General features: G+C 75.1%; 23 protein-coding genes and 2 tRNA genes. 20 read left to right on the plus strand and 5 right to left on the minus strand.

The window, feature by feature from the left end:
• Positions 1-8 precede the first annotated feature (8 nt).
• Entirely contained in the window at positions 9-1346 is a 1338-nt protein-coding gene (locus BD833_RS15645) for an SLC13 family permease (protein WP_166534073.1), read from the minus strand.
• Between the two features lie 133 nt (positions 1347-1479).
• Here BD833_RS15645 and galU point away from each other — a divergent pair, with 133 nt between their 5' ends.
• The 6 genes from galU to BD833_RS15675 all read left to right on the plus strand — a co-directional run bounded on the left by galU (position 1480) and on the right by BD833_RS15675 (position 6413).
• Positions 1480-2400: a UTP--glucose-1-phosphate uridylyltransferase GalU gene (galU, locus tag BD833_RS15650; RefSeq protein ID WP_166534074.1), complete on the plus strand. Its 921-nt coding sequence runs from the start codon at positions 1480-1482 to the stop codon at positions 2398-2400.
• A 114-nt stretch (positions 2401-2514) separates the two neighbouring features.
• Entirely contained in the window at positions 2515-3945 is a 1431-nt protein-coding gene (glp, locus tag BD833_RS15655; RefSeq protein ID WP_208092703.1) for a molybdotransferase-like divisome protein Glp, read from the plus strand.
• Positions 3946-3953: 8 nt separating this feature from the next.
• On the plus strand, positions 3954-4586 hold the full coding sequence (locus BD833_RS15660) for a GNAT family N-acetyltransferase (protein WP_208092704.1): 633 nt from the start codon (positions 3954-3956) through the stop codon (positions 4584-4586).
• Between the two features lie 189 nt (positions 4587-4775).
• Positions 4776-5480, plus strand: a complete 705-nt coding sequence (locus BD833_RS15665; RefSeq protein ID WP_243737701.1) for a hypothetical protein — start codon at positions 4776-4778, stop codon at positions 5478-5480.
• 76 nt (positions 5481-5556) lie between these two features.
• Positions 5557-5633: transfer RNA gene (locus tag BD833_RS15670), tRNA-Ala, on the plus strand.
• Positions 5634-5768: 135 nt separating this feature from the next.
• Entirely contained in the window at positions 5769-6413 is a 645-nt protein-coding gene (locus BD833_RS15675) for a ScbR family autoregulator-binding transcription factor (RefSeq protein ID WP_166534076.1), read from the plus strand.
• Here the strand turns inward: BD833_RS15675 and BD833_RS15680 are convergent.
• Positions 6328-7302 carry a ScbA/BarX family gamma-butyrolactone biosynthesis protein gene (locus tag BD833_RS15680; protein ID WP_166534077.1) on the minus strand — a complete coding sequence of 325 codons (975 nt, stop codon included), beginning with the start codon at positions 7300-7302 and terminating at the stop codon, positions 6328-6330. The two genes, BD833_RS15675 and BD833_RS15680, sit on opposite strands and share 86 nt — an antisense overlap.
• A 170-nt stretch (positions 7303-7472) precedes the next feature.
• On the minus strand, positions 7473-9008 hold the full coding sequence (locus BD833_RS15685; RefSeq protein WP_166534078.1) for a dolichyl-phosphate-mannose--protein mannosyltransferase: 1536 nt from the start codon (positions 9006-9008) through the stop codon (positions 7473-7475).
• A gap of 53 nt (positions 9009-9061) precedes the next feature.
• On the opposite strand from BD833_RS15685, the gene rsmI reads away from it, so the two are divergent.
• Together rsmI and BD833_RS23295 are read left to right on the plus strand one after the other, a co-directional pair.
• Entirely contained in the window at positions 9062-9901 is an 840-nt protein-coding gene (gene rsmI, locus BD833_RS15690) for a 16S rRNA (cytidine(1402)-2'-O)-methyltransferase (protein WP_166534079.1), read from the plus strand.
• Positions 9902-10029: 128 nt separating this feature from the next.
• Positions 10030-10902: an endonuclease domain-containing protein gene (locus tag BD833_RS23295; RefSeq protein WP_166534080.1), complete on the plus strand. Its 873-nt coding sequence runs from the start codon at positions 10030-10032 to the stop codon at positions 10900-10902.
• A 70-nt stretch (positions 10903-10972) separates the two neighbouring features.
• On the opposite strand, the gene BD833_RS15700 is transcribed toward BD833_RS23295, so the two are convergent.
• On the minus strand, positions 10973-12082 hold the full coding sequence (locus BD833_RS15700) for a magnesium and cobalt transport protein CorA (protein WP_166534081.1): 1110 nt from the start codon (positions 12080-12082) through the stop codon (positions 10973-10975).
• Between the two features lie 175 nt (positions 12083-12257).
• Between BD833_RS15700 and BD833_RS15705 the strand changes: the two genes are divergently transcribed.
• The 7 genes from BD833_RS15705 to BD833_RS15735 all read left to right on the plus strand — a co-directional run bounded on the left by BD833_RS15705 (position 12258) and on the right by BD833_RS15735 (position 19812).
• Positions 12258-12890 carry a hypothetical protein gene (locus tag BD833_RS15705; RefSeq protein ID WP_166534082.1) on the plus strand — a complete coding sequence of 211 codons (633 nt, stop codon included), beginning with the start codon at positions 12258-12260 and terminating at the stop codon, positions 12888-12890.
• A 58-nt stretch (positions 12891-12948) separates the two neighbouring features.
• Positions 12949-14748, plus strand: coding sequence for a methionine--tRNA ligase (metG, locus tag BD833_RS15710; protein ID WP_166534083.1), 1800 nt, complete (start codon positions 12949-12951; stop codon positions 14746-14748).
• Complete coding sequence (locus BD833_RS15715) at positions 14745-15632, plus strand: TatD family hydrolase (protein WP_166534084.1); 888 nt, start codon at positions 14745-14747, stop codon at positions 15630-15632. Before metG ends, BD833_RS15715 begins: the two co-directional genes overlap by 4 nt.
• Before the next feature lie 82 nt (positions 15633-15714).
• The gene (locus tag BD833_RS15720; RefSeq protein ID WP_243737702.1) at positions 15715-16554 is read left to right on the plus strand and encodes a hypothetical protein; all 840 of its coding nucleotides are present in this window, start codon (positions 15715-15717) and stop codon (positions 16552-16554) included.
• Between the two features lie 360 nt (positions 16555-16914).
• A complete protein-coding gene (locus BD833_RS15725; RefSeq protein WP_166534085.1) occupies positions 16915-18006 on the plus strand; it encodes a resuscitation-promoting factor in 1092 nt (363 codons plus the stop codon).
• Between the two features lie 40 nt (positions 18007-18046).
• Positions 18047-18883, plus strand: a complete 837-nt coding sequence (gene rsmA, locus BD833_RS15730) for a 16S rRNA (adenine(1518)-N(6)/adenine(1519)-N(6))-dimethyltransferase RsmA (protein WP_243737703.1) — start codon at positions 18047-18049, stop codon at positions 18881-18883.
• A complete protein-coding gene (locus BD833_RS15735) occupies positions 18880-19812 on the plus strand; it encodes a 4-(cytidine 5'-diphospho)-2-C-methyl-D-erythritol kinase (protein WP_166534086.1) in 933 nt (310 codons plus the stop codon). Before rsmA ends, BD833_RS15735 begins: the two co-directional genes overlap by 4 nt.
• On the opposite strand, the gene BD833_RS15740 is transcribed toward BD833_RS15735, so the two are convergent.
• Complete coding sequence (locus tag BD833_RS15740) at positions 19809-20801, minus strand: acyl-CoA desaturase (RefSeq protein ID WP_166534087.1); 993 nt, start codon at positions 20799-20801, stop codon at positions 19809-19811. The two genes, BD833_RS15735 and BD833_RS15740, sit on opposite strands and share 4 nt — an antisense overlap.
• Before the next feature lie 210 nt (positions 20802-21011).
• Between BD833_RS15740 and BD833_RS15745 the strand changes: the two genes are divergently transcribed.
• From BD833_RS15745 to pth, 5 genes are all read left to right on the plus strand, one after another.
• Positions 21012-21084: transfer RNA gene (locus BD833_RS15745), tRNA-Gln, on the plus strand.
• Between the two features lie 31 nt (positions 21085-21115).
• Positions 21116-22615, plus strand: coding sequence for a bifunctional UDP-N-acetylglucosamine diphosphorylase/glucosamine-1-phosphate N-acetyltransferase GlmU (gene glmU / locus BD833_RS15750; protein WP_243737704.1), 1500 nt, complete (start codon positions 21116-21118; stop codon positions 22613-22615).
• A 13-nt stretch (positions 22616-22628) separates the two neighbouring features.
• Positions 22629-23609, plus strand: a complete 981-nt coding sequence (locus tag BD833_RS15755; protein WP_166534088.1) for a ribose-phosphate diphosphokinase — start codon at positions 22629-22631, stop codon at positions 23607-23609.
• A 354-nt stretch (positions 23610-23963) separates the two neighbouring features.
• Entirely contained in the window at positions 23964-24677 is a 714-nt protein-coding gene (locus BD833_RS15760) for a 50S ribosomal protein L25/general stress protein Ctc (RefSeq protein WP_166534089.1), read from the plus strand.
• Positions 24678-24767: 90 nt separating this feature from the next.
• The gene (pth, locus tag BD833_RS15765; RefSeq protein ID WP_243737705.1) at positions 24768-25334 is read left to right on the plus strand and encodes an aminoacyl-tRNA hydrolase; all 567 of its coding nucleotides are present in this window, start codon (positions 24768-24770) and stop codon (positions 25332-25334) included.
• Positions 25335-25394 lie beyond the last annotated feature (60 nt).

Below are 25394 nucleotides of genomic sequence, written 5' to 3' on the forward strand. Positions count from 1 at the left end.
CCCTTCGGTCACAGCCAGCCGGGGACGACGAACACCAGCCACGCGAGCAGCGGTCCGACGGCCACGACGATCCCGGCGTAGCCCAGGATCTGCTTGTAGAAGCGGTCACGGTCGATGCCGTGCGCGTTGGCCAGCACCAGCGCGCCGTTGGTGGAGAACGGGCTCACGTCGACGATCGTCGAGGCCACGGACAGCGCGACCACGACGCCCACGGCCCCGATCTCGCCGGCCAGCAGGAACGGCACCGCGAGCGAGATGGCCACCCCGATGATCGCCGTCGACGACGCGAAGGCCGACACCACGCCGCCGATGTAGGCCAGCAGCAGGGCGATCAGCAGCGGTGCGCCGAGGCCGATGACCGCGTCACCGACGTAGTCGATCGTCCCGGCCTCCTCGAGGACGAAGACGAAGGTGAGCACGCCGGCGATCAGCAGGACCGTCGACCAGCTGATCTGGGTGACCGCGCCCTTGTGCTTCTGGGCGGAGAACAGCGCGAGGACGACGGCGACGGTGATCGCCACGAAGCCGATGTCCAGGTCGAAGACCAGGGCCAGGACGGCGAGCACGAGCAGGCCGACCAGGGTGAGCACCTGCTCGAAGCCGACCGGCTCGGGCCGGTCGGGGTGCACGTGCTCGTCGTCGTCGCCCCCGACGCCCGGCCCGGGAGCGGCCCCGTGCCCGCGGACGACCGTGCCGTGGGCGTGCTCGCTGTGCGGCACCGGCTCGGCGCCGACCTTCCGGCCCAGCAGCTTCCGGCCGCCGAGCACGAAGAACAGCACGACGGCGATCGCGATGTTGAAGAACAGCGCGCCGAGGAACACCGCGAGCGGGCTGCCCTCGAGGTCGGAGCGCTCGACGATGTCGTTGACGGTGACGCCGTAGACGCTGATCGGCGAGAACCCGCCACCCTGCGCGCCGTGGATCACCATCATCCCCATCAGCAGCGGGCTGATGTCGTGCCGCGCGGCGAAGCTCAGCGCGATCGGGGCGATGATCGCCACGGCCGCCGGCGAGAGCGCGCCGATCGCCGTCAGCAGCGCGGTGACGAAGAACATGATCCAGGGGATGGCGGCCACGTGACCGCCGACCATCCGCACCGCGCCGCGGACCAGCAGGTCGACCGTGCCGTTGTTCTGCGCGATGGCGAACAGGTAGGTGACGCCGATCAGCGTCAGGACCAGGCCGGCAGGGAAGCCCGCGAGGATGTCGTCGGTCGAGAGCCCGACCGACAGGGTGCCGACCACGAACGCGGCGACGAACGCCAGCGCGCCCATGTTGATCGGCAGGAGCGTGGCGATCGCGAAGATCACGACCAGGGCCAGGATGGTGACGATCTCGGGTGACACGCGAACTCCTGTCGTCGCCGGTGACGAGGCTGGCGATCACTGTCCCAGTGACCGGCCGGTAGCGCCTGCCCGGTCGGGTGACGTGGCCGCCCGACCGACACGCCCGTCCGCGGGGCCTGGCTAGGCTGCCGCCATGCCGATCACCAGCACCCGCCGGGCCCGGAAGGCGGTCATCCCCGTCGCAGGCATGGGCACCCGCTTCCTGCCGGCGACGAAGGCCGTGCCCAAGGAGCTGCTGCCGGTGGTGGACCGGCCGGCGCTCCAGTACATCGTCGAGGAGGCCGCCCGCGCGGGGCTGCCCGAGGTGCTGATGGTCACCGGCCGCAACAAGGCGGCCATCGAGGACTACTTCGACCGGACCCCCGAGCTCGAGGGCGCCCTGGAGAAGAAGGGCGACGCCGGCCGGCTGGCCGCGGTGCAGGAGTCCACCGACGTGGCCCAGGTGCACTTCGTCCGCCAGGGGGAGGCCCGCGGGCTCGGGCACGCGGTGCTGCAGGCGGCGGCCTTCGTCGGTGACGAGCCGTTCGCGGTGCTGCTCGGCGACGACCTCATCGACGCCCGGGACCACCTGCTGGAGCAGATGCTCGCGGTGCAGGCCCAGCACGGCGGGTCGGTCATCGCGCTGCTCGACGTGGGCCGGGAGAACATCGACAAGTACGGCGCCGTGGCCGTGGAGCCGACGGCCGACGGCGGGGACGTCGTGGCGGTCACCGGCCTGGTGGAGAAGCCGCCGGTCGACGAGGCGCCCAGCAGCCTGGCCATCATCGGCCGCTACGTGCTCGCCCCCGAGATCTTCGACGTGCTGCGCGAGACCCCGCCCGGCCGCGGCGGGGAGATCCAGCTGACCGACGCCCTCGCCACGCTGGTCGAGCGGGGCGAGCCGGTCCACGGGGTCGTCTTCAGCGGCCGCCGCTACGACACCGGCGACAAGCTGGACTACCTCAAGGCCGTCGTCCGGCTGGCCTCCGAGCGCGACGACCTGGGGCCGTCGTTCACCGCGTTCCTGCGCGAGTTCGTGACCGAGCTGCCCGCCGAGGGCGCGTCGCCGTCCTGACCGGCGCCCCTGGGGGCACGATCGGACCGCGGCGCGGCCCAGGTCCCTCCCGGGACCGGCCGCGCGGTGCAGGCCGGCGCCGGCACGTGGCCCGGCAGGACGACGGTGGTGGGGATGTCCGGGCAGAGCGACGACGGCAACAACGGCGGCGGGGGCGCCCGGGTGCACCGGGACACCACGCAGGTGGACATGCCCATGGCGCCGCCCCGCCCCGCCGGGCCCCCGGCCCCGCCACCCCGGCCCGCACCCCGGCCGGCCCCCGGCTCGGTCACCGGGCCCGTCCCGCTGCCCGCTGACGGCCGCTCGGACGCCTCCCCGCTGGTGCGGACGGTGGAGCGGCACCTGGACGAGATCCTGGCGGCGGTGCCGCAGCCGGACGCCATCGAGCTGGCCGTCCTCGACGCCCAGGGCCTGCTCTGCGCCGAGGACGTCGTCAGCCAGCGGGCGCTGCCGGCCTTCGACCAGGCGGCGCTGGACGGCTACGCGGCCCGCGCCGAGGACGTGGCTCCCGCCTCCGTGCGCGAGCCGGTGGCGCTCTCGGTGGTGGGGGAGAGCGTCGCGGGGATGGCCGCGCCGTCGTCCATCGGCCCGGGACTCGCGCTCAAGGTCGCCGCCGGGGCGATGCTCCCCGCCGGTGCCGACGTGGTGGTCCCCGCCGTCTGGACCGACCAGGGAGCGGTGCAGGTCGCGGTCCAGGCCGGGCCGCCGGCGGGCAGCTACGTCCGGCGGGCCGGCGACGACGTCGCCCCGGGCGACTCCGCGGTGCAGGTCGGCACCCCGATCGGCCCGGCGCAGATCAGCCTGCTGGCCGCCGTCGGGCGGGAACGGGTGCTCGTCCGGCCCCGGCCGCGCGTCGTCGTCCTGAGCGCCGGCACGGAACTGGTCGACGTCGCCGCCACGCCCGCGCCCGGCCAGGCGGTGGACGTGAACAGCTACGCCCTGGCCGCGGCCGCCCGCGACGCGGGCGCCGACGCCTACCGGTCGGGCATCCTGCCCGCCGACCGGCGGCGGATGGGCGAGGTGCTGGAGAGCCAGCTGCTGCGCAGCGACCTCGTGCTCGTCTCGGGCACCTTTGCCAGCGGCGGGTTCGACGTGGTGCAGGAGGCGCTGGCCGAGCTCGGCCCGATGCGCTTCCGCCAGGTGGCGATGCACCCCGGCCCGGCCCAGGGCTTCGGCCGGCTCGGCCGGGACCAGGTGCCGGTCATCTGCGTGCCCGGGGAGCCGGTGGCGGCGCTGGTCTCCTTCGAGGTGTTCGTGCGGCCGGCCATCCGGCTCATGCTCGGCAAGCGGCAGCTGTTCCGCCGCACCGTCCAGGCGATCGCCGGCCAGGAGCTGCTCTCCCCGCTGGGCTACCGCCAGTACCTGCACGGCACCGTCATGCGGCACCCCGACGGCGGGTACGTCGTCGAGCCGGTCGGCGAGGCGACCGATGCGCTGCTGGCCCGGATGGCGCGGGCCAACTGCCTGATCGTGATCGACGAGGACGTCACCGAGGTGGCCGCCGGCGGGCTGGTCACCGTCATGCCCCTGCTCCTCGGCGGCTGACCGGCGCCGTGATCGATCCCGTGCCGCACCCCGGCTGGCCCGCGCGGCTGGCCTGGGGGCCGGTCGAACTGCACCCGCTGCGCCGGCGGGACGCGGTGGCGTGGAGCGAGCTCCGGCTGGCCGGCGAGAGCTGGCTGCGGCCGTGGGAGCCCACGTCGGCGGTGGCCTGGCGGGCGCGGCACACCCCGGCGGCCTACCGGGCCATGCGGCGGATGATGGCCGCCCGGGCGCGGCAGGGGACCTCGCTGCCCTTCGCCGTCCGCGTCGACGGCCGGCTGGCCGGCCAGGTCACCGTGGACAACGTCGTCCGGGGCGCCCTGCGGTCGGGGTACCTGGGCTACTGGATCGACCCGGCCGTGGCCGGGCGCGGGCACGCCTCCCTGGCGGTCGCGCTGGTCTGCGACCACGCGTTCGGCCCGGCCGGGCTGCACCGGCTGCAGGCCGACATCCGCCCGGAGAACGGGCCCAGCCAGCGGCTCGTGGAGCGGCTGGGGTTCCAGCGGGAGGGCCTGCTGCGCCGCTACCTCGACATCGACGGCGACTGGCGCGACCACCTGAGCTACGCGCTGCTGGCCGAGGACCTGCCCCGGGGAGCGCTCGCCCGCTGGCAGCAGATGGCGCCGGGTCGACCCGTCGACTGATCGGCTCGCCGACATAGCACGCGCCCCGGTCCGGGTGCGGGTGCGCGGCGGGGACACGCCGTCCCGAGTCACACCGGTCCCACGACTCGCGCGACACTCCCGCGCGCCTCCCCGATCCGGGTGTCGCGGCTGCTTAATCTCGCCGGGCGAGTGACGGATGTGACAGGTGGTGTTCGTATGGGATCGGGCGTGCTCTTGGCCGCTCTGGTCGTGCTGTGGTTCGTCGTGCTGGTGCCCATGGTGGTGACCCGCGGCGACGCGCAGGACGGCCGGGTGGAGGCTGCCGACTCGGGGCGGACGTTGCAGCGGCGACGGACGGTGGACCCGGTGCGGCACGCCGAGACCGAGAAGGTGGCGGTCGACCGCGAGGTCCTGCGGACCACCGGTGAGCTGAAGGTGGACGTGCACGCGCTGCGGCGCCGGGCGCTGGGCACCCTCGTCGTGGCGACCCTGGCCGCGCTGGCGGGTGCGCTGCTGCTCACCCCGTGGCTGTGGATCGCCGAGGCGTTCTTCGCCCTCGCGACCGTGGGCTACGTGCTGGTGCTGCGCAAGGTCGCCCGCCGCGAGCGGCTGGCCGCCCGGCGCGCCGCCCGGGCCGCCGCCCGGCAGGCCATGCGCGCCCCCGCCCGTCCGGAGGCGCGTCCCGCCCCGGTCCAGCGGACCGCACCGCCGGCCGTGGCGCACGAGACGGTCGCGCAGGAGGCCCTGCCGCTGCTGCCGCATCCGAGCCTCCCGCTGGCCCCGGTGCACACCCTGCGTCCGGCCCGCACCGTGGCCGCGCGCGCCGCGGCGCCGGCCGGCTGGCAGAACAGCGCCGTGGTGGGCCTGGACGACGACGACATCGGCTTCGCCGACATCGACGAGTACCAGCCGCCGCGCGTCGTCAACGGCTGAGCGGTTCGACACGCCCCCCGGCCCCGCCCCGGTGGTGGGGCCGGGGGAGCCGGGCGGTAGTCTTCCTCCAGCACTTGGGGCTGTGGCGCAGACCGGTAGCGCACCTCGTTCGCATCGAGGGGGTCAGGGGTTCAAATCCCCTCAGCTCCACCAGGACAACGGCCGGCGCCGTCGGGGATCTCCATTCCCGGCGGCGCCGTTCGCGTCGCGTCCGGCCCCGTCGGTGGGTGCCGGCCGCTACGCTGCCCCGGCGACACGGGGCACGGCGTCCCGGGCGGGAGGCGAGTGATGTCTGAGGCACCGGTGGGCGCCGCGGCACCGTCCCGTCGCGCGCGCGGGCGCGGCAGCGACAGCGCCGCCACCCGGCAGCTGATCATCGACGTCGCCGCCCGGGAGTTCAGCGAGCGCGGGTACGCGGCCACGTCGCTGAGCGACATCGTCGCGGGCACCGGGATGACCAAGGGCGCGCTGTACTGGCACTTCGCCTCCAAGGAGAGCGTCGCGGTCGCCGTCGTCCGGCAGATGTTCGACACCTGGCCGGCGTTGCTGGGCGGTGTCCTCAGCGCGCACGACGACGCCCTCGACGCGCTCGTCGCCGTCACGTACGTGGCGGGGGAGCAGTTCGCCCAGGACCCGGTCACCCGGGCCTCCAAGCGGCTCATGTCCGAGCTGCCGGCGACGGCGATGGCCCAGCTGCCGCAGCCCTACGTCGGCTGGCAGCAGGCGCTCACCAAGCTGATCGCCGACGGCCAGGAGCGCGGGCAGATCAACGCCGCGGTCGACGCGGCGAGCGTGGCGCAGGTGATCGTGGGCAGCTTCTTCGGCATGCAGCAGGTGTCGCAGGAGCTCAGCGCCCGGCGGGACCTGCCGGGGCGGCTGGACGGGTTCTGGGCGCTGGTCCTGCCGCAGCTGCGGCCCGCGCCGCCGGCCTGAGCCCCGGCTCGCCACCCTCCTCGGCGAGGACTCTCGCCCGGGCAACCGGCTCCTCGCCCTGCCCGAGCCGGACGTCCACCGCAGGACCGCCCGCGTGCCGCACCGACCGGGTGCGCACCCACGTGTCCCGGTCCAGCTCGGCGAACCGGTCGAAGGTCACGTCGAGCCCGACCAGCGGGGCCCCGGCCCGGGCCGCCGCGGCCCGTAGCGCCGCGTCGATCAGCAGCATCCCGGGCAGGTGGTCGAGCTCGTGGTCGAAGAACGTGGGGTCGGTCAGGTCGACGGCGACCGGCGTCCGACCCCCCGCGGAGCGCCCGTCGTACCCCGGACCCCGGGGGTGCGGCACCAGCGGGCCGGCACCGGGGGGCGGCACGGCGCGCCCGGCGGCGCGCAGCCGGTCGTACACCCGCCGGGGTGTCCACGAGTAGTCCGCCTCGGCGCTGGCCCAGAGGCGGCCCTCGTGCCGGATCTCCACGGCGAGCACCGCCCCGGAGGGGCGGCCGCCCCGGAACCGGGGGCTCGGCTCCACGGTGGTGACCGTGCCGGCGGGCTCGGTGCCGGCCAGCTCGGCGACCGGCGCGGCCAGGCGCACGGACATGCGGTGGAAGATGAACTGCTCGCCGAGCGGGACGCCGAGGTGGGCGTGCGCGACGCACAGACCGGCCTGGCGGATCGTCTCGACCACGAGCAGCAGGTGCCCGACGGTGCCCGCCCGCCGGTCGTAGAGCCGGTGGCCGGCCGGCCACCGGGCCGCGACGGCGACGAGGCCGGGGCTCACCGGCGCCAGGTCCGTGACCAGCACCTCGCCGGCCGCCACCTTGTGCACCAGTCGCTGCTCCACGGCCCGCCACGGTCCCGGCCGCGTGGTGGTCTCAGGTGTCGGTGGCATGCGCTCTCCCCGTGCGGACTGCGCCGGGCCGACGGATCGCCCATCGAGAGCGTGCGGTACCGGTGCTGTGCACCCGAGTGTGGATCAGCCGTCGACCCGGTGGCGGCGTCCGTGACGTGCCGGGCCCGTTCCGGCGCCCATCGGCACCGGCGGACCCGCCTGCCCCACCGTCAGAACCAGGAGGGGAACCACATCCGCTGCAGCCACTCGGCGTGCGACAGCGGTTGCCCGGTGAGGACCGGCCAGAAGAAGACGAAGGTGGCGGCCACGATCCCGACGTAGCCGCACGCGGCCACCAGCCCGGCCTGCCGGCGGAGCGGCCCGGCGTCCCGGGGACCCACGACGTCCTGCAGCACCAGCGCGACCGCCAGCACGAAGAAGGGCACGACCGGCGCCATGTAGAAGATGAACATGGTCCGGTCGAGGTTCACGAACCAGGTGAGCCAGCCGGCGGCGATCCCGACGGCGACCGGGACGGCGGCCGGGTCCCGCCGCGCGACGATCCGCCAGCAGAGCCACACCACGGCCGGCACGAACGCCAGCCAGAGGGTCGGCGTCCCCACCATGAGGATGTAGCGGACGACCTGCTCGCCCCGGTCGTCGACGATGCCCTGCGGGTTCCACATGAGGATGGGCCGCCCGTCGACCAGCCACGACCACGGGCCGGACTCCCAGGGGTGGGGGCTGGACAGGCCGCTGTGGAAGGTCAGCCACTGGGCGTGCTCGTGCCACAGGGAGCGCAGCGGGCCGGGGATCCACGGGAACGCCGTCCCGGGGTTCTGCTGCGCCCACGCCCGGCCCTGGGAGGTCTCGCCGAGGAACCAGCCGGTGAACGACGCCAGGTAGGTGAGCACCGGCAGGGCGGCGAGCGCCCACAGGGCTCCGGGCAGCCCGCGGCGGGCGGCCGTGCGGGTCGGGCGCGGCACCCCCGCCTCCCACCAGGCCGCTCGGTCCCAGAACAGCGCCAGGACGGCGAAGAAGGCCAGGAACCAGACCCCGCTCCACTTCACCGCGCAGGCGCAGCCGAACAGCACCCCCGCCGCGATCCGCCAGCCGCGCGGCCCGAGCCGGAAGCCGGCGCCCCCGACCTGCGGCGCGGCCCGCACCCGTGCCCGGACGACGTCGCGGTCCACCACCAGGCAGGCGACCGCGCCCAGGACGAAGACCTGCAGGAAGACGTCGAGCAGGCCGACGCGCGCGAGGGTGAACGCGAAGCCGTCCACCAGCAGGAGCACCCCGGCGAACAGCCCGACCAGCGTCGAGCCGCTCAGCCGGCGGGCCAGCCGGAACAGCACGACGACGGCGATCGAACCGGCCACCGCCGAGGGGAAGCGCCAGCCGAAGGAGGTGTAGCCGAACACCTGCTCGCCGGCCGCGATCAGCCACTTGCCCAGCGGCGGGTGGACGATGAAGGAGTAGCCGCGGTTGTACTCGTGGCCCCAGGTCAGCAGCTCGCGGGCCTCGGGCGGGTAGTACGCCTCGTCGAAGACCAGGTCGCGCGGGTAGCCGATGCCCCACAGCCGCAGGGTGAGCGCCACCGCGCCCAGCACGGCGGCGACGATCCACGCCGTCCGCCGGTCGTCGGGCAGGTGTCGGACGGCGTCCACCCGGCGCCGCGGGGGAGCCGGCCGCCGTGGCCGCAGCAGCGGCGGGCGCCCGGGGGCCGGTGGGGAGGACCCTGCCCGCTCGGGTGCCACCACCGCCATGCCGCCAGGGTAGGGGCGCCGGTGCGGAGACCGGCCGTGACAGGCTCATCCGTGTGAGCGGACGGTTGGTGCTGGGTGGCGCGCCCCTCGGGCAGCCGGGCGACGTCGGCCCGCGGCTGCGCGCCGCGATGGCGTCGGCCGACGTCCTGGCGTGCGAGGACACCCGGCGGCTGCACCGCCTCGCCTCCGACCTCGAGGTCACGCTGACCGGCCGGGTGGTCACCTTCCACGAGTCGGTGGAGCGGGCCCGGCTGCCCGGGCTGCTCGAGGCGCTCGGCTCGGGGGCCACGGTGCTGCTGCTGACCGACGCCGGCATGCCGTCGGTCTCCGACCCCGGCTACACGCTGGTGCGGGCGGCGATCGACGCCGGCATCGACGTCACCTCGGTGCCGGGGCCGTCGGCGGTGACCACCGCGCTGGCGGTCTCCGGGCTGCCGGTGGACCGCTTCTGCTTCGAGGGCTTCCTGCCGCGCAAGGGGGGCGAGCGGCGGTCCCGCTTCGCCGGGCTGGCCGACGAGCGCCGCACGATGGTGTTCTTCGAGTCACCGCACCGGCTGGCCGACGCGCTCGCCGACGCGGCCGGCGCCTTCGGGGGCGAGCGGGAGGCCGCCGTCTGCCGGGAGCTCACGAAGACCTACGAGGAGGTTCGCCGCGGCGGGCTGGCCGAGCTCGCGGCCTGGGCGGCCGAGGGGGTGCGCGGCGAGATCACCCTCGTGGTGGCCGGGGCGCCGGAGCGGGCGGTGGAGCTGACCGCCGGCGAGCTGGCCGCCGCCGTCGCCGTGGAGGAGGCCGCGGGCGCGACCCGCAAGGACGCCATCCGCGCCGTCGTCACCCGCACCGGGCTGCCCCGGCGCACCGTCTACGACGCCGTCGTCGCCGCCAAGTCCACCTGACACCGGTCCCTAGCGCCTTCTGTGCACGAACGGTTGCCTCCGGCCAGCGGCGACCACCTTCTGTGCACGAATGGCACGTTGTGGACGACGGCGGCCGGCTCCGGGCGCGGCCCGGGCAGCCTGCCGCGGTGCCCGTGCAGCCCCGCGTCCCAGATCGTCTGTGCGGCAGGTTCTTCCGCGGGAGCGCCGTCGTCCGTGCCGGGTGGCTGACCCGGCAGCAGCTGCGCGGGCCGGCGTGGCGCCGTCTCTTCCAGGACGTGTACGTCGACGCCCGGGTCCCGGACACGCACGGCCTCCGAGCCCGTGCCGCGGCCGCGGTGCTGCTCCCCGGCGCGGTCGTCACCGGGGCGAGCGCGGCCGTGCTGTGGGGAGTCGACCTGGCCGACGTCCGGGACGACGTGGAGGTCACCGTCCCGCCCGGGACGCACCCTCGACGGCATCCCGGTCTGGTCGTCCGGCGCTCGCCCCTCCCGGAGACGGACGTCGTGCTGCGCCACCACGTGCAGGTCACGACGCCGACGGCCACCGCGCTGCGGCTGGCCCGGGCGCTGCCCCGGGACGAGGCCGTGGTCGCGGTCGACCAGCTCGTCGCGGCCACCGAGCTGGATCTCCGGCGGCTCAGGGCGCGTGTCCGGCCACCCGGGTCTGCCCCCGCGCGGGTGCGGGCGGTGTGCGAGCTGGCGGACGGTCGTGCCGAGTCGCCCCAGGAGACCCGGCTGCGGCTGCTCCTGCACCGCGGCCGGCTGCCCGTCCCGGTGGCCCAGCTCGTCGTGCGGCACGGCGGCGAGTTCGTGGCGCGGGTCGACTTCGCCTGGCCGGACGTGAAGGTCGCCGTCGAGTACGACGGCGCGTGGCACGGTGCACCGGGGGAGCTGGCCCGTGACCGGCGGAGGATCAACCGGCTGCAGGAGGCCGGCTGGCGGGTCCTCTACGTGACGGCCGCCGACATGCACCACCCGGAGCGGCTGCTGGCCCGGATCCGTGCCGCGCTGGCGCGGTGAGCGGCGCCGTTCGTGCACGAACGGTCGCGTCCGGCGCGCCGAGACACCGCTCCGTGCACGAACGGTGGGGTCAGAGCCAGCCGCTGCGCTTGAAGCCGGTGTAGAGGAGCGCGATGGAACCCAGGATCACCAGCACGATGAGCCAGAAGCCCCAGGCCGACGTGGACAGCGGGATGTACTCGAAGTTCATGCCGTAGATCCCGGCGATCGCGGTGGGGACGGCGATGATGCCGGCGTAGGCCGAGATCTTCCGCATGTCCTCGTTGTCGGCCATCGTCGCCCGGGCCAGGGACGCCTGGAGGATCGAGGTCAGCAGCTCGTCCATGCCGGACACCTGGTCGCGCACGCGGATCGCGTGGTCGTGCACGTCCCGGAAGTACGAGCGCATGGCGTCCGCTACCACCTCGACCGGCCGCTCGGCGAGCTTCTGCAGCGGCGCCTCCAGCGGGAGGACCGCCCGCCGCAGCCCCATGAGTTCCCGCTTGAGCTGGTACAGCCGGCCGATGTCGTCGGTGCGCTGGGGGCTGAAGACCGACGCCTCGAGCTCCTCGACGTCCTCCTCCACGGCGGCGACGACCTCGACGAAGGTGTCCACGACCAGGTCGGCCACCGCGTAGAGCACCGCGGCCGGGCCCAGGCACAGCAGCTCGCGCTGCTGCTCCAGCCGCTGCCGCAGCTCGGCCAGGCCACCGTGCTCGCCGTGCCGGACGGTGATGACGTGCCGCGGTCCGAGGAACACCATCACCTCGCCGGTGTCGAGGACCTCGCTGGTCGCCGTCAGCTGGTCGTGCTCCACGTAGGTGGCGGTCTTCAGCACCATGAACAGCGCGTCGTCGTAGCTTTCGAGCTTGGGCCGCTGGTGGGCGTAGACGGCGTCCTCGACGGCGAGCGGGTGGAGGTCGTACTCGTCCGCGATCGCCTCGAGCTCGGCCTCGGTCGGCTCGTAGAGACCGAGCCAGACGTAGCCGCCGCGCTCCTCGGCCACCCGCAGCGCGTCCCCGGGTGAGACGGCTTCCTGCCGCCGGCCGTCGACGTAGACGGCGCAGTCCATGATGGCGCCCTGGCCGGGAGGTCCCGTGGCGGTGCGCGGCCGCCGGCCGGCCGGCCGCGGCCGCAGGGTCGGGGGTGCGTCGGGCGCCATCGGGAGCGGCGGAGCCGGTGGGGTGTCCCGGGTGGTCATCGCGGTCCCCTCCTCGGAGCTCGGTCGGCAGGACGCCGGTTGCAGCGTAGGCGCGCCCACCCGCGGCCGAGACGTGTCACCCGCGCGGGTGGAATCGCCGGCCCGGCTCTCCAGCAGCGGCCCGCGCCCGCCGTCCTGACCGGGGACAGCACCCACCGGTCAGGGAGTCAGCCCCGTGGCGAGCACGATCCTGGACGTCCGCGACACCCTCGCGCCGGCGCCCGCCCGCACCGCCCGCCGGGTGCCCGTGCCGGCGCTCGCGGCCGGCGTCCTCGCCGTCCTCGAGGCGGTCGGGCTGCTCGCCACCGGGCTGACGCAGGCCGGCGCCCTCCTGTCCCCGGCCACCCGGCCGGCGGCCGGGCTGCTCGTCGCTGGCGTGGTCGTCCTCGCCGGCTGGATCGTGCTCTGCGCCGGTGGCGGTGCGGCGCTGATCGACGGTGCCGGCCGCCGGCTGGTCGTGGCCACCTCGTCGGTGGAGCTGCTGGTCGTCACCCTGCTCGGGGTCCTCGCCGTCGTGGCGCCGGCGCCGTCCTGGCTGGCCGCCGCGCCGCCGCTGCCCGTGCTGTTCGCCCTCGCCGTCGCGCTTCCGGTCGGCAAGCTGCTGCTGGCCGACGCGCCCTCGGCCCGCCGGTGGGTCCTGGCCGGGCCGCGGCCGCGGGTCCAGCGGCCCGATCCGGTGCGCCGCCACCGGGTGCTGTGCACCGTCACCCTGGGCGCGATCGCGCTCGGCCTGGTCGCCGTGACCGTGCTCGCCCCCGCCGACGAGGCCGTCGGCACCCCGGCGTCCAGCGTCGTCTACCAGCCCTGAACCCCGGTTCCCCCGCCCGTGCGGGCGCCCGCTCGACGGGGCCGCCTAGGCTCAGGCCGTGAGTGATCGGCACATCCTGACCGCAGTCGCCTGGCCCTACGCGAACGGGCCGCGGCACATCGGCCACGTCTCCGGGTTCGGCGTCCCCTCCGACGTCTTCAGCCGGTACCACCGCATGGCCGGGGACGACGTCCTCATGGTCAGCGGGACCGACGAGCACGGCACCCCGATCACGGTCGCGGCCGACGCCGAGGGCATCACGCCCCGGCAGATCGCCGACCGCAACAACCGGATCATCGTGGGCGACCTGCAGTCCCTCGGGCTGAGCTACGACCTCTTCACCCGGACGACGACGGCCAACCACGCCGCGGTCAGCCAGGAGATCTTCCTGGGCCTGCTGAAGAACGGGTACGTCTTCCCGAAGACGACGCTCGGCGCGATCAGCCCGAGCACCGGCCGCACCCTGCCCGACCGCTACATCGAGGGCACCTGCCCCATCTGCGGTTACGACGGCGCCCGCGGCGACCAGTGCGACAACTGCGGCAACCAGCTCGACCCGATCGACCTGATCAACCCGGTGAGCAAGATCAACGGCGAGACGCCGAAGTTCGTCGAGGAGGAGCACTACTTCCTCGACCTGCCGGCGTTCACCCGGGCGCTGGGCGACTGGCTCGGCACCCGGAAGAGCTGGCGCCCGAACGTCCTCAACTTCAGCGTCAACCTGCTCGAGGACCTCAAGCCGCGCAGCTACACCCGCGACATCGACTGGGGCGTGCCGGTGCCGCTGGACGGCTGGCGCGACCGGCCGGACAAGCGCATCTACGTCTGGTTCGACGCCGTCGTCGGCTACCTGTCGGCCTCGATCGAGTGGGCCCGCCGCTCCGGGGACCCGGACGCCTGGCGGCAGTGGTGGCAGGCGCCGGACGCGGGTGCCTACTACTTCATGGGCAAGGACAACATCGTCTTCCACTCCGAGATCTGGCCCGCCCAGCTGCTCGGCTACAACGGCGCGGGCGACAAGGGCGGCACGCCGGGCTCCCTGGGCCGGCTCAACCTGCCCACCGAGGTGGTCTCCAGCGAGTTCCTGACGATGGAGGGGCGGAAGTTCTCCTCCTCCCGCAACGTGGTCATCTACGTGCGCGACTTCCTCGCCCGCTACGACGCGGACGCGCTGCGCTACTTCATCGCCGTCGCCGGGCCGGAGAACCAGGACACCGACTTCACCTGGGCGGAGTTCCTGCGCCGCAACAACGACGAGCTGGTCGCGGGCTGGGGCAACCTGGTCAACCGGTCGGTGTCGATGGCGGCGAAGAACGTCGGCGCCGTGCCCACGCCCGGTGAGCTGACCGACGACGACCGCGCGCTGCTGGCCACCACCTCCGGCGCGTTCGCCCCCGTGGGCGACCTGCTCTCCCGCAACCGGCAGAAGGCCGCGATCAACGAGGCCATGCGCGTCGTCGGCGAGGCGAACAAGTACCTGTCGGACCAGGCCCCGTGGAAGCTCAAGGAGGACCCGGCCCGCCGGGACACCGTCCTGCACACGGCGCTGCAGGCGATCAAGGACTGCAACGCACTGCTGACCCCGTTCCTCCCGCACTCGTCCCAAACGGTGCACGAGCTGCTGGGCGGGACGGGGGTCTGGTCGGTCGCGCCGGAGATCCAGGAGGTCACCGACCTCGACGACGGCTCGCCGTACCCCGTCATCACCGGCGACTACGAGCAGGGGCAGGCCGTCTGGGCCTCCACGCCGCTGCCGGCCCCCGGAACGCCCCTGGCGCCGCCGAAGCCGATCTTCACCAAGCTGGACCCGTCGGTCGTCGACGAGGAGATCCGGCGACTGGAGGAGGGCGGGGAATGAGCCGCTCGGCGTCGTCCCGCGCCAACCGGCGGGGCGAGCCGCCGCCGTCCCCGGAGCCGTTGCCGGCGCCCGCGCTCGACAGCCACACCCACCTGGACATCGTCCTGGGCGAGCGGCCGGCCGACGGGGAGCACGGCGAGTGGGCGTCCGAGGCCGCCGTCGACGCGGAGATCGCCGCGGCGGAGGCGGTCGGCATACCGCGGCTGGTCCAGGTCGGGGTCGACGTCGCCTCCTCGCGGTGGTCGGCCGACCTGGCGGCCCGGCACCCCAACGTGCTCGCCGCCGTCGCCCTGCACCCCAACGAGGCGGGGGAGGGCCGGGCCACCGACGACGCGCTCGCCGAGATCGACCGGCTCGCGGCGCTGCCGCGGGTGCGCGCGGTGGGGGAGACCGGGCTGGACCGGTTCCGCACCGGCCCCGAGGGCTGGGCGGCCCAGGAGGCCTCGTTCCGGGCGCACATCGGGATCGCCAAGGAGCGCGGGCTCGCGCTGGTCATCCACGACCGGGACGCCCACGAGGAGATCCTCCGGGTGCTGGAGGACGAGGGCGCCCCCGAGCACACCGTCTTCCACTGCTTCTCCGGGGACGCGGTGTTCGCGAAGGCGTGCGTGGAGCGGGGCTACGTGCTCTCCTTCGCCGGCACCCTGACCTTCGGCAACGCCGGGTACCTGCGGGAGGCCGCGGCGCTCACCCCGGTCGGCCAGCTGCTGGTGGAGACCGACGCGCCGTTCCTCACCCCGGTCCCGTACCGGGGCCGCCCGAACGCCTCCCGGCTGGTCCCGCACACCGTGCGCGCCCTGGCGGAGGTCACCGGCACCGACCTCACCGAGCTCTGCTCCGCGCTCACCGCCACGGCCGAACGGGTCTTCGGCCCCTGGAGCTGAGTGCCCGCCGGCCGGAGGGCGCCGTTACCGGAGCGTGACCGGCGGCTGCCCCATGGTCGGAATTCAGGGGGACACTGACGGCGTGGGTCGTCTCATCGCCGTCGTGGTGTTCATCGCGCTGCTGGTGCCCGGTGTGCTGCTGGCGCGAGCCTGGGGGCTCGCCTCCGGGCGGCGCGCCGTCGCCGGCGGTGGGGTCGAGCTGGTCGAGCCGACGGCGCAGGGGACGGCGGCGCTGCGGCGCCAGGCCGCCCACGGCCGCCGCTGGCGCGGCCTGGGCCTGCTGCTCGGCGTCGTCGGGATCGTGGTGAGCGTGGTGCTCCTCGCCGAGGCGTCGGTCTTCCTCTGGCTCCCGCTGCTCGCGTTCGGGCTCCTGGCCGGCGTCCTGCTCGCCGAGGCGACCCGGCCGCGTCCTCGCTGGGCGCTGAGCGCGCCCCCGCGGCGCCCCCGGCAGGGGGAGCAGATCTCCGCCTGGCTGGTGTGGACGATGCGGCTGGTCGTCGTGGCCGAGCTGGTCACGGCCGGCGAGGCGTGGTCCTCGGGGGATCTCGGCCCGGCCGCGGGGTGGGCCGTCGTCGTCGCGCCGCTGGTGGCCTGGCTGCTGGCGGAGGTGGCGCTGCTGCGGGCGCTGCTGCGACCGCTGCCGGCGGAGGGTGCGGACGTGCCCGTCGACGAGGCGCTGCGCACCTGGACGGCGCACCTGGTGGTCGCGGCCGCCAGCGTGAGCGCCCTGCTGCCCTTCGGCACGCTGCTGCTGCGTGCCGGCCTGGGCCGCGGCGGGGAGGCCGGCGAGGGCTTCGACGTGCTGCCGGTGGCCCTCGTCGCCGGTGGCTTCTCCGCGCTGGCGGCCGGCCTCGCGGTGGCCGGGTTCCTGCTCACCTGGCTGCGGCCGGTGCGCTCGAACAGCCGGGCGCTCACCGGCTGATCGCCGCCCGGCTGCCCCGTCCGGCCGGTTCCACGCGGTGGCGTTCGTCACGGGCCACGCCAGCGCCCGGTGGGCGTCCCTACCCCGGGATCCCGGGGGTCTCCGGCACGTCCGTCACGGTCCGTGTCGGCGAGTCGACAGTCCGGAGGCGGTCGGCTCTGCTTGACTGCTGGCGCGCCGTTGCCAGGCGTGCGGTGTTCGTTATCGTGTCGTGACCGACAGCCGGGGTGGAGGACGACCCCGGGCGGCAGTCCGGCCGGGCCTCCCGGCGGCCGCCGCCCGAGTCCGCGCCGCGACCGGGCCGCTCCGTGCGGACCGGCCGCGCCTTCCTGCCCGGGTTCTGTGACAACTGGAAGTGTCGTGCGCCGTCCTCTGCAGCTCAGCCTCTTCGCCCTCGTCCTCCTCGGACTGGTGGGCGGCACGCTGGCCTTCTTCCTCGCCCAGAAGACCGTCCTGCTCACCGTCGACGGGCAGACCCGCGAGGTCGGCACCTACGCCGGCACCGTCGGTGAGGTGCTCGAGGACGAGGAGCTGGCGCTCGCCGCGCACGACGTCGTCCTGCCGGCCGCCGACCAGCCGCTGTCCGACGGCGATGCCGTCGTCCTCAGCCGGGCACGCCCGCTGGAGCTGACCGTCGACGGCGTCTCCCGCGAGGTCTACGTCACCGCGCTCTCGGTCGACGAGGCACTCGAGCAGCTCGGCATGCGCGCCGACGGCCTGCAGGTGTCGGCCAGCCGCAGCGAGCGCCTGCCGCTCGAGGGGATGCAGCTGACGATCACCACGCCCAAGGAGGTCGTCCTCGTCGCCGACGGCCAGGAGCGGGTGGTCACCACGACCGCCGCCACGGCCGGTGACCTCCTCGCCGAGCAGGGCATCGCGCTGAGCGGGACCGACCGCATGAGCCTCCGGCCGACCCAGGCCCTGCTCAACCGGATGCGCCTCCAGGTGTTCCGGGTGCAGGTCACCGAGGTCGTCGAGAACGCCCCCATCGCGCACGGCCGGGTCGAGACCCCGGACGCCGCGGCGTTCCAGGGCGACGAGCAGGTCACGCAGCAGGGCGTCGACGGCGAGCAGGCCACCACCTTCCGCGTCACCGTCGTCGACGGCCGGGAGACCAGCCGCGAGCAGCTGGCCAGCACGGTCACCCGCGCGCCGGTCGACGAGCACGTGACGGTCGGCACCAAGGCCCGCCCCGTGAACAAGCCCGGCGCCGACGGCCTCAACTGGGCCGCCCTCGCCGCGTGCGAGTCCGGCGGGCGCCCCGACGCGGTGAGCGGCACCGGCAAGTACCACGGGCTCTACCAGTTCTCGGTGGCCACCTGGCAGGCCGTCGGCGGCTCGGGCCTGCCCTCGGCCGCCTCGCCGGACGAGCAGACCTTCCGGGCGCAGCAGCTCTACAACCGCGCCGGCGCCGGGCAGTGGCCGCACTGCGGCCCCCGCCTGTTCGGCTGATCGGCACCCCCTGAGCACTCCACCCGGGCAGGCCGACGGGTTGCTGGGCCCGGCCGCGATCCGCGAGCTGGCCCAGCAGCTCGACCTCCGCCCGACCAAGACGCTCGGGCAGAACTTCCTGCACGACGCCAACACCATCCGCCGGATCGTGCGCACCGCCGGCGTGCGCCCCGACGACGTCGTGCTGGAGGTCGGTCCGGGCCTCGGCTCGCTGACCCTGGGGCTGCTGCCGGCGGCCGCGCGGGTCACGGCGGTGGAGATCGACCCGCGCCTGGCCGCCCTGCTGCCGGCGACCGTCGCCGCCCGGCGACCCGACCTGGCCGACCGGCTGGCCGTGGTGGAGGCCGACGCCCTGCGCGTGACCGAGCTGCCCGGTCCGCCGCCGACGGCGCTGGTGGCGAACCTGCCGTACAACGTCGCCGTCCCGGTGCTGCTGACGCTGCTGGAGCTGCTCCCGACCCTGGACCGGGCGATGATCCTGGTGCAGGCGGAGGTGGCCGAACGGCTCGCCGCGGCGCCCGGCGCACCGGCCTACGGCGTCCCGTCGGTGAAGGCCGCCTGGTACGGCGAGGTGCGCCGCGCCGGCAGCGTCGGCCGCCGGGTCTTCTGGCCCGAGCCCAACGTCGACTCGGGGCTGGTGGGGCTGGTCCGCCGCCCGCCCCCGCCGGGCGACCGGCAGGCGACCTTCGCCGTGGTCGACGCCGCCTTCGCCATGCGCCGCAAGGGGCTGCGCGCCGCCCTGGCGCGCTGGGCGGGCAGCCCGGCCGCCGCGGAGACGCGGCTGCGGGCGGCCGGGATCGATCCGGCTGCCCGGGGCGAGCAGCTCTCGGTCACCGACTTCGCCCGCCTGGCCGCCACCGAGCCGGTGCAGCCGTGAGCGCGGCGTCCGAGGTCGTGGTCCGCGCCCCGGCGAAGATCAACGTCCACCTCGGGGTGGGGCCGGTGCGCGCGGACGGCTTCCACGCCCTGCACACGGTGTACGTCGCCGTCTCGCTGTACGACACGGTGACCGCCCGGCCCGGGAAGGGCCTGTCCCTGACCGTCTCGGGCGAGGGTGCCGGCGGCCGCGGCGCCGGGCTCGTCCCTGCCGACCGCACCAACCTGGTCTGGCGGGCGGCCGAGCTCCTCGCCGCCCACGCCGGGGTCCGGGCCGACGCCGACCTGCACGTCGCCAAGGAGATCCCGGTCGCCGCCGGGCTGGCCGGCGGCAGCGCGGACGCGGCGGCGACGCTGGTCGCCCTCGACGCGCTGTGGGGCACCCGGGCCGGCCGCGAGGACCTGCTGCACCTGGCCGCCCAGCTCGGCAGCGACGTCCCCTTCGGCCTCGTGGGCGGGACCGCGCTGGGCACCGGACGCGGGGAGCAGGTGTCCCCGGTGCTCGCCGGTGGCCGCTGGCACTGGGTGCTCGGCATCGCCGGGGAGGGGCTGTCGACGCCGCGGGTGTACGCGGAGCTCGACCGGCTCCGGGCGGCCGGCCAGGTGCCCGACGTGGCGGAGCCGGGGTCGGCCGACGCGGTCCTGACGGCGCTGCGCAGGGGCTCGGCCGACGAGCTCGGGGCGGTGCTGTCCAACGACCTCCAGGCGGCCGCGCTCAGCCTGCGGCCCGATCTGCGCCGGGCCGTGCGCGCCGCGCGGGAGGCCGGTGCGCGGGCGGCGCTGGTCAGCGGCTCGGGGCCGACCGTGGCGGCGCTCGCCGACGACGGGCGGGGCGCCGTCCGGCTGGCGGCCGAGCTCGCCGGGGCGGGCGTGTTCCGGACCGTCCGCGCCGTGACCGGCCCGGTGCCCGGCGCCCGCCCGGCGTCCTAGCTGCCGGCCGGCGCCGGGACGCGGCGCTTGGCGGCCAGCCGCACCGGGTCGGGCCACTTGACGTTCCAGGCCCAGCCGAGCTTCTCGAAGGCCCAGATGACGCGGGCGCTGATGTCGATCTGCCCGCGCAGCACGCCGTGCCGGGCGCAGGTCGGGTCGGCGTGGTGCAGGTTGTGCCAGGACTCGCCCGCGCTGAGGATCGCCAGCGGCCAGAAGTTGGTCGCGCGGTCGCGGCCGGGGGAGACGAACGGGCGGTCGCCGACCACGTGGCAGACCGAGTTGATCGACCAGGTGACGTGGTGCAGCACCGCGATGCGCACCAGGCCGGCCCAGAAGAACGCCGACAGCGCGCCGGCCCAGCTCTGGGTCACCAGGCCACCGATGAGGGCCGGCAGGAAGAGGCTGGTCCCGGCCCAAACCACGAACATCCGGTCGGTGCGCACCAGGGCCGGGTCCTTCAGCAGGTCCGGCGCGTAGCGCTCCATGCTGGTCTTCCGCCGCTCGAACAGCCAGCCCAGGTGGGCGTGGAACATCCCCTTGAGCACCGAGCGCAGGTCCGTGCCGTAGCGCCACGGCGAGTGCGGGTCGCCGTCGCGGTCGGAGAACGCGTGGTGCCGGCGGTGGTCGGCCACCCACTGCACGACCGGGCCCTGGATCGCCATCGAGCCGGCGACGGCCAGGCCCAGGCGCAGCGGCCGCTTCGCCTTGAAGGAGCCGTGGGTGAAGTAGCGGTGGTAGCCCACGGTCACGCCGAGCAGCGTGAAGAAGTAGAAGCCGATCGCGAGACCGACGTCGAGCCAGGACAGGCCCCAGCCCCACACCGCCGGGACCACTGCCGCCAGGGCGACGAAGGGGACGATGACGATGACGTACAGCGTCACGATCTCCAGCACGCTCTTGCGCCGCCCGATCGCGTTGGCCGGCAACCCGGTGTGCGGTTCCGCCGGGCGCGGTGGAGCGGTGGGCCGGGTGCGAGCAGGAGCGGACAAGGTGCCTCCGGGGCGACCGAGGTGGGGGGAGTGCCGGCCCACGTCGGACCCGGCTATCTGGTGCGCAACCTACGGCACCGCCGGGAGCGCGGCGACCGCAGCAGCGGCTGCGCAGGTGGTGGGCGGGTGCCCTCTCCCGGGCCGGGCCCTAGGCTCGCGGGCGGGCGCCGGTGCACACGGGCGCCCCCGGCGCCGGAACCGGCACCGGGGTGGGGGATGGGGTAATCGGCAGCCCGCCGGCCTTTGGAGCCGGGAAGTCTCGGTTCGAGTCCGAGTCCCCCAGCAGCTGTCGTCGTCGCCGACCGAGGAGATCCGTGACCCACCCGGCTTCCGAACCCGCCCCCGCCGTGGCCGCCGTCGTGGTGCTGGCCGCCGGCCAGGGCACCCGCATGCGCTCGTCGGTGCCCAAGGTGCTGCACGCCCTCGGCGGGCGCAGCATGCTCGGCCACGTCCTCGCCGCGGCCGCGCCGCTGCGGGCCGCGCACACCCTGGTGGTGGTCGGCTCCGGTCGCGAGCAGGTCCGGGCCCACCTCGCCGAGGTGGCCCCCGCGGCGCGCCCCGTGGTGCAGGAGGAGCAGCTCGGCTCCGGCCACGCCGCCGAGGTGGCGCTGGCCGCCGTGCCGGACCTCGAGGGCTCCGTCCTCGTCGTCAACGGGGACTCGCCGCTGCTGACCAGCCGCACGCTCACCGGGCTGGTGGCCGCCCACGACGCCGCCGGCAGCGTCTTCACCGTCCTCACCGCCGAGGTGGCCGACCCCACCGGCCTGGGCCGGATCGTCCGCGACGAGCACGGCGCGCCGCGGGCCATCGTCGAAGAGCGGGACGCGACCGACGAGCAGCGCGCCATCCGGGAGGTCAACGCCGGCGTCTACGTCGCCAACGCCGGCACCCTGCGCCGGGTCCTCGCCGGCCTCGGGACGTCGAACGCGCAGGGCGAGCAGTACCTCACCGATGCGCTCGCGCCGCTGGTCGCCGGTGGTGCGCCGACGGCCGCCGTCCGAGCCGAGGACCCCGACGACGTCCTGGGCTGCAACGACCGCCGGGAGCTCGCCGTCCGACGCCGCACCCTCAACGACCGGGTGCTCGACGGCCTGATGCGCGACGGGGTCACCGTCGTGGACCCGGCGACCACGTGGGTCGACGTCACCGTGACCGTGGGGAACGACACCGTCCTGGAGCCGGGCACCCAGCTCCGCGGGACGACGACGGTCGCGCCCGGGGCGAGCGTCGGCCCGGACACCACGCTGGTCGACTGCGCCGTCGCCGCCGGCGCGACCGTGGTGCGCTCGCACTGCCTGGGCGCCGAGATCGGGCCGGAGGCGTCGGTGGGGCCGTTCAGCTACCTGCGCCCGGGCACCCGGCTCGCCCGGGGCGCCAAGGTCGGTGCCTTCGTCGAGACCAAGAACGCCGAGGTGGGGGAGGGGTCCAAGGTCCCGCACCTGTCCTACGTCGGCGACGCGACCATCGGCGCCGGGGCCAACATCGGGGCGGCCACGGTGTTCGTCAACTACGACGGCGTGACCAAGCACCGCACCACGATCGGCGACCAGGTCCGCATCGGGTCGGACACCATGCTCGTGGCGCCGGTGGTCGTCGGGGACGGCGCGTACACCGCCGCGGGATCGGTGATCACCTCCGACGTACCCCCCGGGGCGATGGCCGTCGCGCGGGCGCCCCAGCGGAATGTGGCAGGCTGGGTCCGTCGCCGACGGCCCGGAACCGCCGCTGCGGAGGCCGCGGCAGCGGCCGAGAGCCGGGCCGAGGCACCACGCGAGGACCGGGACGAGCCCTCCCGTGCGAACTCCGACAGCTGAGGACGCCAAGTCGATGAGCGCCATCCGGCAGACCACCAACAAGAGCCTGATGCTCTTCTCCGGCCGGGCCTACCCCGCCCTGACCGAGGAGATCGCCGGGCACCTGGGCGTGACGCCGACGCCGACGTCGGCCTACGAGTTCGCCAACGGCGAGCTGTTCGTGCGGTTCGAGGAGTCGGTGCGCGGGTGCGACGCCTTCGTGGTGCAGAGCCACACCGCGCCGATCAACACCTGGCTCATGGAGCAGCTGATCATGGTCGACGCGCTCAAGCGCGCGTCGGCCAAGCGGATCACGGTCGTGGCGCCGTTCTTCCCCTACGCCCGGCAGGACAAGAAGCACCGCGGCCGCGAGCCCATCTCCGCCCGCCTGGTCGCCGACATGTACAAGACCGCCGGCGCCGACCGCCTCATGACCGTCGACCTGCACACCGCGCAGATCCAGGGCTTCTTCGACGGCCCGGTCGACCACCTCTTCGCCATGGACCTGCTGATCAACCACGTCAAGGAGCACTGGGCCGACCGGGACATCACCGTCGTCTCCCCGGACTCCGGCCGGGTCCGGGTCTCGGAACGCTGGAGCGACAAGCTCGGCGGCACCCCGCTGGCCTTCATCCACAAGACCCGCGACCCGCTGGTCGCCAACGAGGTCGTGGCGAACCGGGTCGTCGGCGAGGTCGAGGGCCGGGTCTGCATCCTGGTGGACGACATGATCGACACCGGCGGCACGATCGTGAAGGCCGCGGAGACGTTGTTCGACGCAGGGGCCGCGGACGTGATCGTCGCCGCCACGCACGGCGTGCTGTCCGGTCCGGCGGCCGAGCGGCTGTCCAACAGCAAGGTCAGCGAGGTGATCGTCACGAACACGCTGCCCATCGAGCCGGCCCGCCAGTTCGACAAGCTGACCGTCCTGTCGATCGCGCCGCTCGTCGCGCGGGCGATCAAGGCCGTCTTCGAGGACGACTCCGTCACCAGCCTGTTCGACGGGGCTTCGTAGGACTGTCGCCCTCCGGGCTCCGACCGCGGCCAGGAGGCGTTCCCGGCTTGCGCTGAGCCGTTGCCCGGCTCCGCCTCGGGGAGCCTCCGGCCCCCGCTCGGCGGACTGGCCTCGCGGGGCGCGTCACGTACCAGCGTCTTCGTCCTGCGTCCCGTCCGTCCTCGGGGGAGCCTCCGGCCCCCGCTCGGGCGGACCGCTGCGCGGCTGCCGGGGCGGAGCGGGTATCGTCTTCCCCTGTTGCCCGGCGAGGGAACGCTTCCGCGTTCCGTGATCGACGTGCGTGTGCCCCTCGGGGGTGCGGTGCGCCCGGTCGCCGGCACGCACGCAGACCCTCATCGCTAGGAGCACACCACCGTGGCTGACTTCCGCCTCGACGCCGAGTCCCGCACCGAGTTCGGCAAGGGCAGCGCCCGCCGTACCCGCCGCGCCGGCCGCGTCCCCGCCGTCCTCTACGGGCACGGCCAGGACGTCGTCCACCTGTCGCTGCCGGCCCGCGAGTTCGCCGCGGCCCTGCGCAACGGCGGCACCAACGTCCTGCTGACCATCGTCCTGGACGGCAAGGAGCAGCTGGCCCTGACCAAGGCGGTCCAGCGCGACCCGCTGACCCGCGTGCACGAGCACGTCGACCTGCTGCTGGTCCGGCGCGGCGAGAAGACCACCGTCGAGGTGCCGATCGTCATCGTCGGCCAGCCGGCGCCGGACGCCATCCCGAACCACCAGCTGAACACCGTCTCCATCGAGGCCGACGCGACGCGTCTCCCCGACAGCATCGAGGTCGACGTCACCGGCCGCGAGGCCGGTCAGGGCATCACCGCCGGCGACCTGGCGCTGCCGGCCGGGTCCACGCTGATCACCGACCCGGAGGCGCTGGTCATCGGCTTCCTGGGCGCGCCCACCGCCGAGGCGCTCGAGGCCGAGCTCGCCGAGGCCGAGGCCGAGGCCGGGATCGAGCGCGAGGAGTCCGACGAGGCGGCCGAGGGTGCCGGCGAGGGCGACGTCGTGCCCGAGCCGCAGGACCAGGGCAGCGGCGAGTCGATGGACGCCGCCGAGAACAGCAAGAACGACTGAGGCACAGCACTGACCGAGAGCACCGCCCGCAGGGGCGCCGGCACCGCCGGCGCCCCTGCGGCGTCCGCGCCCCACGAGGGCCCCTTCCTGGTGGTCGGCCTCGGCAACCCCGGGCCGGGGTACGCCGGCAACCGGCACAACGTGGGCGCGATGGTCCTCGAGGAGCTGGCCCGCCGTGCCGGGGTGCGGCTCGCCGCGGGCAAGGGCGCGCGCGCCCGGGCGCTCTCCGGTGAGGGCCGGCTGGCCGGGCGCCGGGTCGTCCTGGCCCAGCCGCTCACGTACATGAACGAGTCCGGCGGGCCGGTCCGCGGGCTGCTGGACTACCACAAGCTGGCCGCCGAGCAGCTGGTCGTCCTCCACGACGAGCTCGACATCCCCTTCTCGGCGGTCCGGCTCAAGCGCGGGGGCGGCGAGGGCGGCCACAACGGCCTGCGCTCCATCAGCCGCAGCGCCGGCACGAAGGACTACCTGCGGGTGCGCGTCGGCATCGGCCGCCCGCCCGGCCGGCAGGACCCCGCGGACTTCGTCCTCAAGGACTTCTCCGGGACCGAGCGCAAGGAGCTGGAGCTGCTGGTCGTCGAGGCTGCGGACGCCGCCGAGACGCTGCTGGAGCTCGGCCTGGAGGCCGCCCAGAACCAGGTCCACCCCCGCACCTGACCCCGGGGCGCAGCACGCCCCGGAGCGACCGGGGCCGATGCCCGGTCCGTTCGGGTGAAG

The sequence above is a fragment of the Blastococcus xanthinilyticus genome (assembly GCF_008124835.1).
GTDB classification, from domain to species: Bacteria; Actinomycetota; Actinomycetes; order Mycobacteriales; family Geodermatophilaceae; genus Blastococcus; species Blastococcus xanthinilyticus.

Coding starts and splice junctions, on each gene's coding strand:
- galU (WP_166534074.1), top strand. CDS start 1,480: ATGCCGATCACCAGCACCCGCCGGGCCCGGAAGGCGGTCATCCCCGTC.
- glp (WP_208092703.1), top strand. CDS start 2,515: ATGTCCGGGCAGAGCGACGACGGCAACAACGGCGGCGGGGGCGCCCGG.
- BD833_RS15675 (WP_166534076.1), top strand. CDS start 5,769: ATGTCTGAGGCACCGGTGGGCGCCGCGGCACCGTCCCGTCGCGCGCGC.
- BD833_RS15680 (WP_166534077.1), bottom strand. CDS start 7,302: ATGCCACCGACACCTGAGACCACCACGCGGCCGGGACCGTGGCGGGCC.
- BD833_RS15685 (WP_166534078.1), bottom strand. CDS start 9,008: ATGGCGGTGGTGGCACCCGAGCGGGCAGGGTCCTCCCCACCGGCCCCC.
- BD833_RS15700 (WP_166534081.1), bottom strand. CDS start 12,082: ATGACCACCCGGGACACCCCACCGGCTCCGCCGCTCCCGATGGCGCCC.
- BD833_RS15715 (WP_166534084.1), top strand. CDS start 14,745: ATGAGCCGCTCGGCGTCGTCCCGCGCCAACCGGCGGGGCGAGCCGCCG.
- BD833_RS15755 (WP_166534088.1), top strand. CDS start 22,629: ATGAGCGCCATCCGGCAGACCACCAACAAGAGCCTGATGCTCTTCTCC.